The organism is Luteitalea sp. TBR-22, from assembly GCF_016865485.1.
Taxonomy (GTDB): domain Bacteria; phylum Acidobacteriota; class Vicinamibacteria; order Vicinamibacterales; family Vicinamibacteraceae; genus Luteitalea.
The window spans coordinates 2727763-2741110 of sequence record NZ_AP024452.1; the positions used below are offsets into that span (position 1 = coordinate 2727763).

General features: G+C 70.3%; 10 protein-coding genes. 4 read left to right on the forward strand and 6 right to left on the reverse strand.

The genetic code is table 11. The features are described 5' to 3' along the window. The 4 genes from TBR22_RS11165 (at position 1) to TBR22_RS11180 (ending at position 4638) form a co-directional block, all read left to right on the forward strand. Entirely contained in the window at positions 1-723 is a 723-nt protein-coding gene (locus TBR22_RS11165; protein WP_239493063.1) for an energy transducer TonB, read from the forward strand. A 161-nt stretch (positions 724-884) separates the two neighbouring features. Further along, positions 885-1268: a BlaI/MecI/CopY family transcriptional regulator gene (locus TBR22_RS11170; RefSeq protein WP_239493064.1), complete on the forward strand. Its 384-nt coding sequence runs from the start codon at positions 885-887 to the stop codon at positions 1266-1268. Beyond that, positions 1268-2944 carry a M56 family metallopeptidase gene (locus TBR22_RS11175; protein WP_239493065.1) on the forward strand — a complete coding sequence of 559 codons (1677 nt, stop codon included), beginning with the start codon at positions 1268-1270 and terminating at the stop codon, positions 2942-2944. Before TBR22_RS11170 ends, TBR22_RS11175 begins: the two co-directional genes overlap by 1 nt. 122 nt (positions 2945-3066) lie before the next feature. After that, a complete protein-coding gene (locus TBR22_RS11180; RefSeq protein WP_239493066.1) occupies positions 3067-4638 on the forward strand; it encodes a tetratricopeptide repeat protein in 1572 nt (523 codons plus the stop codon). A gap of 154 nt (positions 4639-4792) precedes the next feature. On the opposite strand, the gene TBR22_RS11185 is transcribed toward TBR22_RS11180, so the two are convergent. The 6 genes from TBR22_RS11185 to pheA all read right to left on the reverse strand — a co-directional run bounded on the left by TBR22_RS11185 (position 4793) and on the right by pheA (position 13084). Continuing rightward, the gene (locus TBR22_RS11185) at positions 4793-6847 is read right to left on the reverse strand and encodes a S9 family peptidase (RefSeq protein ID WP_239493067.1); all 2055 of its coding nucleotides are present in this window, start codon (positions 6845-6847) and stop codon (positions 4793-4795) included. 105 nt (positions 6848-6952) lie between these two features. Beyond that, positions 6953-7987: a ketol-acid reductoisomerase gene (ilvC, locus tag TBR22_RS11190; RefSeq protein WP_239493068.1), complete on the reverse strand. Its 1035-nt coding sequence runs from the start codon at positions 7985-7987 to the stop codon at positions 6953-6955. 173 nt (positions 7988-8160) lie between these two features. After that, the gene (gene ilvN / locus TBR22_RS11195; protein WP_239493069.1) at positions 8161-8715 is read right to left on the reverse strand and encodes an acetolactate synthase small subunit; all 555 of its coding nucleotides are present in this window, start codon (positions 8713-8715) and stop codon (positions 8161-8163) included. Continuing rightward, positions 8712-10421, reverse strand: a complete 1710-nt coding sequence (gene ilvB / locus TBR22_RS11200) for a biosynthetic-type acetolactate synthase large subunit (protein ID WP_239493070.1) — start codon at positions 10419-10421, stop codon at positions 8712-8714. Before ilvB ends, ilvN begins: the two co-directional genes overlap by 4 nt. Before the next feature lie 69 nt (positions 10422-10490). Then, positions 10491-12194, reverse strand: a complete 1704-nt coding sequence (ilvD, locus tag TBR22_RS11205; protein WP_239493071.1) for a dihydroxy-acid dehydratase — start codon at positions 12192-12194, stop codon at positions 10491-10493. Next, positions 12191-13084: a prephenate dehydratase gene (gene pheA, locus TBR22_RS11210; protein WP_239493072.1), complete on the reverse strand. Its 894-nt coding sequence runs from the start codon at positions 13082-13084 to the stop codon at positions 12191-12193. The genes ilvD and pheA overlap by 4 nt, the downstream gene beginning before the upstream one ends. Positions 13085-13348 lie beyond the last annotated feature (264 nt).

Sequence of the window (13348 nt, forward strand, 5' to 3'; positions counted from 1 at the left end):
GTGACGGCCTTTCTCCGCGACGTGGCGCTTGCAGCGCTCGTGACGCTCCCGGGCGTCGCGGCGGTCGCATCGCCAGGCGCACAGCCGCAGGCGACCCAGGCAGGACCAGGGCCGCTCGAGCAGGTGGCGACCCGACCAGGGCCCGATGTGGCGCTGCCGCGTGTGGTGTCGCACGTGGCTCCCGCCTGGCCGCCGGGCACCACCGGCGCGGTGCGACTGCGCGTCAACCTCGTGATCGATGCCGAGGGGCGCGTCGCCGAGGCGCGCGTCACCACGCCGACGTCGCTCCTGCCGCGCGACCCGTCGGAAGTGGCCGCAGTGCTCGCGGCCGTCAGGCAGTGGCGCTTCGAGCCGCCCTCGACGGCGCCCCTCCTGCTCTCGACCTACGTCGGCACGTCCGACGACGACGGCGTGGTGGTGCCGTCTGGCCGTTCGCGTCCGCCGCTGCGCGTGGGGGGCGTGGTCGGACCACCCACGAAGATCCGTCACGTGCCGCCGACCTATCCCGCCGAGGCCCTGTCCGCTGGCATCTCCGGCGTCGTCATCCTCGAAATCACCGTCGATCCCGACGGTGCGGTCGTCGACGCGCGGCCGGTGCGCAGCATGCCCGGCCTCGATGCCGCCGCCATCGACTCGGTCAAGCAGTGGCGGTACGCCCCCACGTGGCTCAACGGCGAGCCGGTGTCGATCGTGCTGACCGTGACGGTGAACTTCCAGCCGTAGTGGGGGGAATGCCGGGAATGCCGCGAATGCCGCGAACGCCTCACCCAGGCAGGCGTAGGCGTCGAGCTTCAGCTCGACGCGCTCCCGGCGCCGAATGACGCAGGCCTCCGTCCCACGCTCGTGCTTGACGAACAACTAAATACTTAGTAGATCGTAGTGCCATGGCACCGGCCACGACGTTGACCCCGCAGGAACTGGCCATCATGAAGGTCGTGTGGCGGCTCGGCACGGCCACGGTGCGCGAGGTGCACGACGTGCTGCGCCGCGAGCGCCGCGACGACCTCGCGTACACGACCGTCCTGACGATGATGCGCATCCTCGAGCAGAAGGGGATGCTGGGCAAGGATGCCGACGCCGATTCCCGCGCGCATCGCTACCGTCCCCTGCGAACGCAACGGCAGATGATGCGTGTCCTGGTGCGGGAGTTCGTCGACCGCGTCTTCGACGGCGCCGCCGACTCGCTGGTCGCCCACCTGGTGGCCGACCGCAAGCTCTCGGCGAGCGACCGCGCCGAGATCCGGAAGCTGCTCGACAAGGAGGACTGATGTCCGCGTATGCCTTCGTCGCCGCGTGGCTGATCCAGTCGACCGTCCTCGGCGCGGTGGCGCTTGCGCTGCCCGCCGCCTGTCGGATCCGGGTGCCGCGGATGTTGACGGCATGGTGGCTCGGCAACTCAGTCGCCGTGGTGCTGATGCCGCTCGTCCAGGCCTTCCTGCCCAGGCGAGCTCCGCTTCCGACACCCGTGACCTCCTTCGTCGACGCGACGACCGCGGCGTTCGAGCCGGCGCTCCCTGTCGCCACGGGATGGACGCCGCTCACGGTGTTGCTTGGCGTGTGGGCCCTTGGCGTGGTGGCGCGGCTGGCCTGGTTGCGTCTCGGCCATCACCGGCTGTCTTCACTTGCCGATCGCGGAGACGTCGTCATCGACGATCCCGCACTCGACCAGGCGCGTCGACTGGCCCCCGCGCCGCGCCTGCCGCATCTGTCGGCCGACCGCGTGCCGGTCATCGCCGTCGCGCAGGCCGGCCCGTGCACGTTCGGGGCACTGCGGCCGCGGATCCTCGTGCCCGTGGTCTTGCGCGAGCGGCCAGACGAGGAGCGTGTCGCCGTGTACCTCCATGAACTGGCGCACGTCGGGCGTTCGGACATCGGCGCCGCGATGGCCGACGAGGTCTGGCGCGCGCTGTTCTGGTGGCAGCCCGCCGTGTGGTGGCTGCTCGCACGCCTGCGCCTGTCGCGCGAGTTCGAGGTCGACGCGGTGGTCGTCGAGCGCACCGGCACGCTGCGGTCCTACGTCGATGCGCTGCTGTGGTGCAGCACCTTGCGGCCGGCGCTGTCGCCGAGCACGCATGTCGGCAGTCGTCGCCACGCCGTGGTGCAGCGCGTGGCCGTCATGTGCAGGGGAGGGGAGATGTCTCGCATGCGATGGTGGATCACCGGCGGCGTGCTCGTCGTGGTGTGCGGTGGCGTCGGCGGCATCATGGCCGTCGTCGCGCCGTTGCGCGCGGCGGCGCCGATGGCCTGGGGCAGCCTGCAGGCCGATGACGCCGGGCCACTCGAGCGCGTGGCCGTACGGCCCACGCTGGACGCGCCGGCGCCGCGGCGGACGGTCGCCGTCGAGCCGGCGTGGAGCGATCCGGGCGTCTCCTATCGCTTCCGCGCGCACGTGGTGATCGATGCAGCCGGGCACGTTGCCGAGGCCCGACTCGTGGGAGCACCGGCAACCACGCGCGTGCCCGACAGCGTGCTGCCCGATCTCGCCGCGGCACGCGACGCAGCGCTGTCGGCAGTGAGGCAGTGGCAGTTCGAGGCCCCTGTCGCGGCGCCGATGCTGCTCGTGGTCGATGTGCCGGTCGGGGACTACGCGCGCATCGCGGGGCTCGTCGAACGGTCAGAACAGTCCCTGCGGACGCTCGCAGCCGGGGCGCCGCAGCCGCTGCGCGTCGGCGGTACCGTGCGCCCGCCGAAGCGGCTCGCGAACGCCTTCCCGATCTACCCAGAGGACGCCAAGGCTGCCGGCGTGAGTGGCGTGGTGATCATCGAGGCAACGGTGGACACCGAGGGCGCCGTGGCGGACGCTCGCGTGCTTCGGGGCGTGCCGATGCTCGATCAGGCCGCGCTGGATGCCGTGCGCCAGTGGCGGTACGAGCCGACTCTGCTGAACGGCGAGCCGGTGCCGGTCATCATGACGGTGACGGTGAGCTTCACGCTGGAGAAGTAGGCTCGAGGCTCAGGGTTCAAGGCTCAGAGAGTACGCATGCGGGCGGCTCAGGGCGCGGGGCGACGAGGTTCAGGTGTAGGCGTCGGGCTGGCCCGACGCGCCGGTGGCGACGGAAGGAAGACGTGAGGGCACCAGCCTCCTGGCTCGGCATCGTCGTGCTCGCGTTGGTGGTAGCGGCGTGCGGGCCGGCTCGCGCGCCGGTGGTCGCGCCCGACCAGTGGCCGGCGCAGGTCGCTGCCGCAGATGTCCGGGCGGCGGAGGGTTGTTACCGCTGCCTGGCAGACGCGCTGCAGTCCTACGAGCAGGCGCTCGCGGTGCGCACGGATGCGGTGCTTGGTGGACGGGCGTATCGCGCCGCCGTGCATCTGGCACTACGGGAGCGCGTGATCGGGCTGTACCCGGGCGCGTACCGGGACGCGCCTGAGCGGTTGCGGGCGGTGGCCACGGCCGACGACGCGTCAGCGGCCACCGACGTGCTCGAGGCCGTGCCCTGGCGTCGCGGGACGCTCGTGGCTGGCACCGGGCAGTTTCCCGGACAGGCGACACTTGCGGCGTGGCGGTCGCGACGCAAGGCCCTGGAGGTCATCGCGGACGCCGACCCGTGGGCCGCAACGCTGCTGATCGCGCTCGCCGGCACCAACCCCATCGTCACCGCCGACGAGGGGCAGCCTCCCACGCGTGGCACGCCGCCGCTGCTCGCGCCAGAGCGATGGGCGACGCGTCACGCCGACGACGCGTCGTTCACGTTCACGCGGCTGCTACTGTTGCGATCGTCGCTCGAGGAGGTCACCGCCTTCCACGCGGCTCACCCGACGTTCGACGAGGTGGACGTGCTCGTGGGCGAAGCCGAACTCGGGCGCGGGCGACTCGTGTCGGCCGAGGAAGCGTTCGCGCGCGCGCTCGCCGCCATGCCGGACCTCGTGCCGGCTCGCGCCCTGACCGGCGACGTCCGCCAGCGCATGGAGGACTTCGAGGTGTCGCTCGCGGCGTACGACACGCTGCTGGCGCGCGTGCCCGACCATCGCGAGGCGTTGCTCGGACGCATGAAGAGCCTGGGTTGGCTCGGGCGGCACGAGGAGGCCGTGACCGCCGCCGATCGCATGATCACGCTCGGCACCTGGTACGTCGGCGAGGCGCAGTACTGGAAGGCCTGGAACCTGTACAACCTGAAGCGGCTCGACGGCGCGCGTGCCGCCGTGGACGCGGCGCGCAGCCTGATGGTCAACGCCGACCTGTCATACCTCGGTGGCGCCATCGCTTTCCAGCAGCAGCGCCAGGACGACGCCCTGAAGGACTTCGACGCGGCGATCGCCCTCGAGTCGCGCCTGTGCGAGGCGCATTTCGACCGGGCGGCGGTCTACCTGATTCGCCGCGACTGGGCGGTGTCGGCGCCGGGGTTCGACGAGGCCTTCGAGTGCCTGGCCGCGCGCACGCCCACGTTCGAGCAGCGCATCGCCGATGCGCGCGAGGCGCGCCTGGAGGCGACGGCACGTGCGGCGCTCGTCGCGCGTCGCGAGAAGGCGCTCGTCGAGCATCGGCACCAGAAGGGGTGGGCGCGCTACAACGCCGCCGTCGCGCACGCCAACGCCGGGCACGCCGACCTGGTGCAGCCGCGCATCGACGAGGCGCTCGCGCTCGGCGGTCCCGCTGCCGACGCGGCGCGCGACCTGCAGGCGCAGTTGAAGGGGCGGTGAGCGTCGACCTGAAGGTCGACGCCCACGAACCGCCTCCGAGGTCCTTGGGCGTCGAGCTTCAGCTCGACGCGCGCCGAACCGCCGATGAGCGTCGACCTGAAGGTCGACGCCCACGAACCGTCAGCTCGACGCGCGGGTTGCCTGCAGCCTGTTGCTACGGCGCAGCAGGCTTCCCAGGCGCCTTCGTGAGATCGGGCGGCGGGTCGCCGAAGATGTGGTGGTTGAACCAGCCCAGATTGTGCTGGATCACCGCGCGCATCGACTTCGGCTTCGTGATGCCGTGGCCGAAGCCCTTGTAGACGATCATCTCCACCGGCACGCCGCGGTCCTCGAGTCCCTGGCGCAGCTCGTAGGCGTTGGCGATCGGCACCCGCTTGTCGAACTCGCCGTGCTGGATCAGCGTCGGCGTCTTCGCGCCCATCACGTACGACATCGGTGACGTCTTCTTGTAGATGTCCGGATCGGTGGCCGGGTCGGCGTCGAGGTACTGGATCGTGAACGGCGTGATGTCGGTGTTGTAGTAGTACGTCGCCCAGTTGGAGATCCCGGCGCCCACCGAGATTGCCCTGAACCTCGTCGTCGAGGTGGTGAGGAACGCGGAGATGTAGCCGCCCTGGCTCCAGCCCATGCAGCCGAGCCGGTTCGGGTCCACCATCCCCTTGGCGATCAGGCTGTCGATGCCGGACAGCACGTCCCAGGCGTCGCCGACGCCCAGGTTGCGGACGTTCAACTGGCGGAAGCGCTGCCCGTAGCCGGCGCTGCCGCGGTAGTTCACCTTGAGCACGAGCGCGCCGCGCGCGACCCAGAGGTCCGACGGGTAGTAGCGCGCGTCGATGGCCTGCGGTCGGTCGACACCGGTCGGGCCGCCGTGGATGACGCAGAGCAGCGGGTACTTGCGGCCTGGCTGGAAGTCGCGCGGCTTCACGAGGATGCCCTCGATCGTCTCGCCGTCCTGGCTCTTCCAGCTGATCACCTCGCGCGTGCCGAGCGTCCAGCCGGCCAGGCGGGTCGACCGCGTGGTGAGCGCGCGAGGGCTGAAGGTGGCGATGTCGGTCACGTACACCTCGGGCAGCGTCGTGCCCGACGAGGCGATCAGGCCGAGGGTCCGGCCATCGGCCGAGAACGAGCCCGACTGCATGATCAAGCCGTCGGGCGACGACACGCGCGTCACCGTGCGCGCCTGCGGGTCGACGCGGAACAGGTGCGACGCCGTCTTCTGGAGGGCAGCCACGTAGAGGCCGGTCGGCGTCCACGCCACCAGGCTCGCATCCTCGTCGAGCGCGTCGGTGACCGACGTCGCGGGCCCGCCCGCGACGTTGACGATGGCGACGCGGCTGTTGGCGTGGAAGTACTTCGGGGCGCCCATCGCCGACCCGAACGCGAGCCGCGTGCCGTCGGGCGACCACCGGGGGTTGGTGTCCGGCCCCGGCTGCGACACCACCGCGCGCACCGCGTCGGTGGCGAGGTCGAGCACGTGGATGTCGGAGCTGGCGCCGTCGATCAGGTCGGGTGTCCGCGTCGCGCCGAAGGCGACGCGCGTGCCGTCGGGCGACACCTCGAAGGCCTGCACATGGCGCCCGGCGCCGCGCGTGCGCTGGCGCCCCTTGGCCGGCGCCTTCATGGCCTCGACCGCGTCGACCGTCCAGAGGTGCGCCGGCTGGTAGTCGCGACGCACGACGGTGAACTCCCCGTAGGCGTCCTTGCGGGCCTTGTCGGCGGCCGGCTCTCCCTCGGGGGCAGCGAACACGATGGTGCGACCGTCAGGGCTCCACTCGTGGTTGGTGATCCCGGCATCGTGCCTGGTCAGCACGATTGCCTCGCCGCCGTCAGGCCTGATGGCGTGGATCTGCGCCTTGTCGTCGACGCTCCTCAGGAAGGTGATCCACCGGCTGTCGGGCGACCACTCGAGGTCGCCGATCTGCCGTCCGCGCGTCAGCTGCGCCACGGTGCCCGTCTTCGTGTCGGCGACGAAGACCTGCGCGACGAACGCGTCCTTCTCCCAGTCGGTGAGGGTCTCCTCGTACGCGATCCAGCGTCCGTCAGGCGAGACGGTGGGGGCGGCGACCGACCCGAGTTCGACGAGTTCGTCGACGGTGGGGACGTGCGGCGCCACCGCGGCGGCAGTCTGCGCGCGCGAGGGCAGGGGAGCGAGAAGGAACGCGACGAGGGCCGCGGCGGCCCCTGAAACGACGAAACGGCCGGTGGGCATGAGCATCTCGGAAGACGAGACGCATTGTACCCACCGACCGTTCCTGGTTCACTGCGCGTGCAATTTGAAATCCGGAATTTCAAATTGGCGCAGGCGCGCCAGCGCCTACGCCACCGGCGCGTTCTGCTCCTGCGGCTTGTGCGTGACCGGGTTGAGGAACGGCATCATCGCGCGAAGCTTGGCGCCGACCTCCTCGAGCGTCTGCGTCTGCTCCTCGGCGCGCACCTTGTTGAACCAGGGGCGACCGTCCTCGTTCTCCTTGATCCACTTGCGGGCGAACGTGCCGTCCTGGATCTCGGCCAGGACCTGCTTCATGGCCTTGCGGGTCTCGTCGGTCACGATGCGCGGCCCGGTGTAGTAGTCGCCGGCCTCGGCGGTGTCACTCACCGAGTAGCGCATGTAGTTCAGGCCGCCGCGGTACATCAGGTCGACGATCAGCTTGAGCTCGTGCAGGCACTCGAAGTACGCGATCTCCGGCTGGTACCCGGCCTCGACGAGCGTCTGGAAGCCCGCCTTCACCAGTTCCGCGGTGCCGCCGCACAGCACGGCCTGCTCGCCGAACAGGTCGGTCTCGGTCTCCTCGGTGAAGGTCGTCTCGATGACCCCCGCCCGGGTGACGCCGATGCCCTTGGCGTAGGACATGGTGAGCGCGCGCGCCTGGCCGGTGGCGTCCTGGTGGATGGCGATCAGGCCCGGCACGCCGCCACCCTCCTCGAACACCTCGCGGACGCGGTGGCCCGGCGACTTGGGCGCCACCATCGTCACGTCGACGTCGGCGGGCGGGACGATGGTGTTGTAGCGGATGTTGAAGCCGTGGGCGAACATCAGCATCTTGCCGGCCTTGAGGTGCGGCGCGATGTCCTTCTTGTAGACGCCCGGCTGCACCGTGTCGGGTGCCAGCATCATGATGACGTCGGCTTCGGCGGCCGCCTCGGCGACGCTCACGACGCGGACGCCGGCAGCCTGGGCCTTGGCGGCCGACGTGCTGCCGGCGCGCAGGCCGATGCGCACGTCCACGCCGCTGTCCTTCAGGTTGAGGGCGTGCGCGTGTCCTTGCGAGCCATAGCCGATGATCGCCACCTTCTTGCCCTGGATGAGGGAGAGGTCGGCGTCGTTGTCGTAGAAGATGTGAGCTGCCATCGTGAGGTCTCGGCCTTGGGCCATGGGCCTTCGGCCTTCGTTGGAAAGGCGACCGGCGGCGTTCGGCCGTCGGCCTTCGTTGCAAGAGCGGCCATCGGCATTCGGCCGTCGGCCTTCGGGAAGAGCGGAGGGGCTGAGGTGTCGGCCGGCTGGACCTCAGCCGGCCGACGAGCCTACACCGAGTGCGAGATCAGGTCTTCCTCGGCCTTGGCAGCGCCGAAGTCCTGCTCGTCTTCGGGCGGCTTGCTGGCCGTGCCGGTGCCGCGGAGCATCGCCAGCCGGCCGGTGCGGGCCATCTCGACGATGCCGTACGGATCGAGCACGTCGATCAGGCTCTGGACCTTGTCCTCGTTGCCGGTGATCTCGATCACCAGCGACTCGGGCGAGACGTCGATGATGCGCGCGCGATACACCGACGCGAGCTGGAAGATCTGCGCCCGCGTCTCGGGCGTGGTCTTCACCTTGAGGATGCACAGCTCGCGGAAGATCGACGGGCGGCGCGTCACGTTGTCGACGCGCAGCACCTCGATCAGCTTGTACAGGTTGGCTTCGATGCGGCGGGCGCCGAACTCGTCGGCCTCCACGGCAATCGTCATCCGCGACACGCCGGCGGTCTCGGTATGGCCGACCGTGATCGAGTCGATGTTGAAGCCGCGGCGCCGGATGAGCCCACTCACGCGGGTCAGGACGCCAGGATGGTCTTCGACGAGCACCACGAAGGTGTTCATGCGTCCGCTCCCGTCTCGACGATGGCGCTCGGGCGCCGGATCATGTTGTGGAGGTCGTTGCCGGCCGGCACCATCGGGTACACCGAGTCTTCCTGCTCGACGCGGAAGTCGATGAGCACCGTGCCCTGGTGGCGGCGCGCCTCGCGCACCGCCGGCACGACGTCGCCGCGCGTCTCGACGCGCATGGCCTTCAGGCCGAACGACTCGGTGAGCTTGCAGAAGTCCGGGTTGACCAGCGGCGTGGCGGCGTAGCGGCGCTCGTAGAAGAACTCCTGCCACTGCCGGACCATGCCGAGGAAGCCGTTGTTGATGATGGCGATGTTGATGTCGATGCCTTCCTGCGCAATCGTCGCCAGCTCGCACATCGTCATCTGGAAGCCGCCGTCGCCGACGACGACCCACACCTCGGCGTCCGGCCGCGCCACCTTGGCGCCGATCGCCGCCGGCAGCGCGAAGCCCATCGTGCCGAGGCCGCCCGACGTGATCAGCGAGCGCGGCTCCTCGTGCTTGTAGTACTGCGCCTCCCACATCTGGTGCTGGCCGACGTCGGTGACGACGATCGTCTCGCGGTCGCGGGTCTCGCGCCACAGGTCGTTGATGACGTGCGCGGCGTAGAGGTGGCCGTTGTCGGGGAGGTTCTGGATGTCGCGGACGGCGGAGTCGCCCTTGAGCATCGAGATGTACGAGACCCAGTCGGTGCGGTCGCAGGCCTCGATGCGCGGCAGCAACCCCTCGAGCGTCTCGCGCAGGTCGCCAATCAGGCCGACGTCGACGCGCACGTTCTTGTTCAGCTCGGCCGGATCGATGTCGATGTGGATCTTCTTGGCGTTGGGCGCGTACGTCTTGACGTTGCCGGTCACCCGGTCGTCGAAGCGCATGCCGAAGGCGAGCAGCAGGTCGGCTTCCTGGATCGCGGTGTTGACCCAGGCTTCGCCGTGCATGCCCATCATGCCGAGGTTGAGCGGGTGGCTCGCCGGGATCGCGCCCAGCCCGAGCAGCGTCGTCGCGATCGGCACGTTGGCCTGCTCGGCGAACTTGAGCACCGCCTCGCGCGCGTTGGACAGCTGGATGCCGCGGCCGGCGAGGATGATCGGGCGCTTGGCCGAGTGGATCAGGTCGAGCGCCTGCTCGACCTCACGCGAACTCGGCGTGTGCGAAGGACGGTAGCCGCGCAGCTTCGGCGCGTCGGGCCACACGAACTCGCACGACGACTGCTGGCAGTCCTTCGTGATGTCGATCAGCACCGGACCCGGACGGCCCGAGCGCGCGACGTAGAACGCCTCGCGCACGACACGCGCCACGTCCTCGGGGCGCGTCACCAGGTAGTTGTGCTTGGTCACGGGCAGCGTGATGCCCGTGATGTCGGTCTCCTGGAAGGCATCCGAGCCGATGGCCTTGCTGCCCACCTGGCCGGTGATGCAGACGATCGGCACCGAGTCCATCATCGCGGTGGCGATGCCGGTGACCATGTTGGTCGCGCCGGGGCCGCTGGTGGCGATGGCGACGCCGACCTGGCCGGTGGCGCGCGCATAGCCGTCGGCCATGTGCGTGGCGCCCTGCTCATGGCGCACCAGGATGTGGCGGATCGGGTAGTCGAGCATCGCGTCGTACGCCGGCAGGATGGCGCCGCCGGGGTAGCCGAACACGCAGGTGACGCCTTCGCGCACCAGGCTCTCCCACAGGATTTGTGCTCCGGTCTTCTTCATAACAGGCTCAGGGCTCTAGGCTCAGGGCTCAGAAAGCAGGCTGCAGGCTACGGGCTGCAGGCTACGAGGTTACCGAGTCGGATTGGCCAGGGTGGCCGCCGGGCGCGTGATGGCGCCCTCGGAGGCCGACGACACGAGGCTGGCGTACTTGGCCATGACTCCCGTCGTGTAGCGCGGCGCCGGTGGCACGTACGCCGCGAGCCGCCGCGCGATCTCGTCGTCGCTCACCGCCATGTCGAGGCGGCGGTTCTTGAGGTCGAAGGTGATGACGTCGCCGTCGCGGATGGCCGCGATGGGTCCGCCGTTGACGGCTTCGGGAGCGACGTGGCCGGCCATCAGGCCGCGCGTCGCGCCCGAGAAGCGGCCGTCGGTGAGCAGGGCGACCTTGTCGCCGAGGCCGGCGCCCATGATGGCGGCCGTCACGCCGAGCATCTCGCGCATGCCGGGACCACCCTTCGGCCCCTCGTGGCGGATGACCACGACGTCGCCTGCCTGGATGCTGCCGGCCTGCACGGCCGCGAAGGCCGCTTCCTCGCCCTCGAACACCCGGGCCGGGCCCTGGTGACCGGCGAGCGACGAGCCGGCAACCTTCACCACGCAGCCCTCGGGCGCGATGTTGCCCTTGAGGATGAGCAGTCCGCCGGTCGGCTTGAGTGGCGTGGCGAACGGGCGCACGACGTCCTGGCCGGGCGTCTCGACGACCGCCGCGGCTTCCTCGCCGATGGTCCGGCCGGTGACCGTCGGCGCGCTGCCGTCGATCAGGCCCGCCTGCACGAGCCGCTGGCACACGACGCCCGTGCCGCCCGCCTTGTGCAGGTCGGCCGCCACGTAGCGCCCACCCGGCTTCAGGTCGGCGAGCAGCGGCGTGCGGTCGTTGATCGGGTTGTAGTCGTCGATGCTCAGGGACACGCCGGCCTCGGCCGCGATCGCGAGCAGGTGCATCACCGCGTTGGTCGAGCCGCCGGTCGCGACGACGCCGGCGATCGCGTTCTCGACCGACGTGCGCGTGATCAGGTCGCGCGGCCGGACGTTGCGCGCCAGGTTCTCCATCGCCAGCCGACCGGCCTGCTCGGCTGCCGCTTCCTTGGCCGGGTGCGTCGCCGGGATGCTCACGCTGCCCATCGCCGCCACGCCGAGGAACTCGGCCACCATGGCCATCGTGTTGGCGGTGAACTGGCCGCCGCACGCGCCCGCGCCGGGGCAGGCCTTGTCCTCGAGGTCCTTGAGTTCGAGCAGGGTGATGCGCCCGGCGGCCTGCGCGCCGATGCCCTCGAACACGTCCTGGATGGTGACGTCCTTGCCCTGCCAGGTGCCCGGATCGATCGACCCGCCGTAGAGGATCACGCCCGGGATGTTCAGGCGCGCCAGCGCCATGATCGTCCCCGGAATCGTCTTGTCGCAGCCGCACAGCATGACGACCGCGTCGAGGTGGTGCCCGAAGGTGACCAGTTCGATCGAGTCGGCGATCACCTCGCGGCTCACCAGCGAGGCGCGCATGCCCTCGGCGCCCATCGTGATGCCGTCCGACACGGCGATCGTGTTGAACTCCATCGGCGTGCCGCCGGCCTTGCGCACGCCGTCCTTGACGTGCTCGGCCAGGCGCCGCAGGTGGAAGTTGCACGGGCCGATCTCGGTCCACGTGTTCGCGATGCCGACCAGCGGCTTGGCGAGGTCCTCGTCGGTGAAGGCGCAGGCCTTCAACATGGCGCGCGCAGCGGCGCGGTTGGGGCCGTCCGTGAGGGCGGCGCTCTTGTGCTTCTTCGGGTCGCTCATGCCTGGGCTCCGGCTGCCACGGGGGCAGGCGCGGTCGTCGAACGGGGCAGCAGCGTGGAGGGATACGACCCGAGGTTGCGGAGCATGGGGGCGAACTCGCCGAGATGGGCGAGGGCACGCGCGCATCGCGCGTCCTGCGCGCCGACCGCGAGGTCGACGTAGAACAGGTACTCCCAGGGGCGCCCGGGGATCGGGCGCGATTCCAGCTTGGTCAGGTCGATGCCCCGCAGCGCGAAGACGCTGAGCGCCTTGAACAGCGCGCCGGCCTCGTTGGACAGGGTGAAGACGATGGTGGTCTTGTTGGTCGGGGTGCCGGCGTCGACGGCCGCGGGCGACACCACGAGGAACCGGGTGATGTTGTCGGCGAAGTCCTGGATGCCCGATTGCAGCACCTGCAGGCCGAACACCGCGGCCGCGCGCTCGGAGGCGATCGCCGCCGCGCCGGCCAATTGCCGGTCCTTGATCAGCTTCACGCTCCCGGCCGTGTCGTACGAGGCCACCACCTCCACACCGGGCAGGTTCCGCAGGTAGCGGTCGCATTGGGCGAGGGCCTGCGGGTGCGAGTAGATCTGCCGGATCTGGTCCATCGTGGTGCCCGGCAGCGCGATCAGGCTGTGCACCACCCGGAGCTCGACGTCGCCGACGATGTGGAGCGGGTGCTCGAGGAGCAGGTCGTAATTGCGGTGGATGGTGCCGCCGATCGAGTTCTCGATGGGCAGGACTCCGAGGCTGGCCGTGCCGCCCTGGACGGCGCGGAACACGTCCTCGAAGCTGGGACAGGGGAGGAGCGTCGCGTCCGGCGCGTGCTTCTGGGCCGCTGCCTCGCTGTACGCTCCCGGTTCTCCCTGATACGCCACCACCATGCCCTTCCATGGTGCCGGGGTGGGCATCGTAAGTCAAAGTTATATTCGTTAGGCAATCATGCGCCGCATTTATTGGATGCGGCCCGCGCATGGACTGGCGGACTCCGACCTTCGGGCTTCGCAGTCGGCCTTGGTCCTTCGGCCTTCGGCCTTCGCTCTTCCCGGTACCCCGTACCCGGTACCCGCTACTCGCTGGCCGGTGCCCGGCGCCGGTGCCCGCCGCCCGCCGCCCGCTGCCCGGTGCCCGGCGCCCGGTGCCCGGTGCCCGCTGCCCGCTGCCCGGTGCCCGGT

What these genes read in the sequence shown, in the direction of transcription:
- TBR22_RS11170 (WP_239493064.1), top strand. Translation starts at nt 885, where the DNA reads ATGGCACCGGCCACGACGTTGACCCCGCAGGAACTGGCCATCATGAAG.
- TBR22_RS11175 (WP_239493065.1), top strand. Translation starts at nt 1,268, where the DNA reads ATGTCCGCGTATGCCTTCGTCGCCGCGTGGCTGATCCAGTCGACCGTC.
- TBR22_RS11185 (WP_239493067.1), bottom strand. Translation starts at nt 6,847, where the DNA reads ATGCCCACCGGCCGTTTCGTCGTTTCAGGGGCCGCCGCGGCCCTCGTC.
- ilvC (WP_239493068.1), bottom strand. Translation starts at nt 7,987, where the DNA reads ATGGCAGCTCACATCTTCTACGACAACGACGCCGACCTCTCCCTCATC.
- ilvN (WP_239493069.1), bottom strand. Translation starts at nt 8,715, where the DNA reads ATGAACACCTTCGTGGTGCTCGTCGAAGACCATCCTGGCGTCCTGACC.
- ilvB (WP_239493070.1), bottom strand. Translation starts at nt 10,421, where the DNA reads ATGAAGAAGACCGGAGCACAAATCCTGTGGGAGAGCCTGGTGCGCGAA.
- ilvD (WP_239493071.1), bottom strand. Translation starts at nt 12,194, where the DNA reads ATGAGCGACCCGAAGAAGCACAAGAGCGCCGCCCTCACGGACGGCCCC.
- pheA (WP_239493072.1), bottom strand. Translation starts at nt 13,084, where the DNA reads ATGCCCACCCCGGCACCATGGAAGGGCATGGTGGTGGCGTATCAGGGA.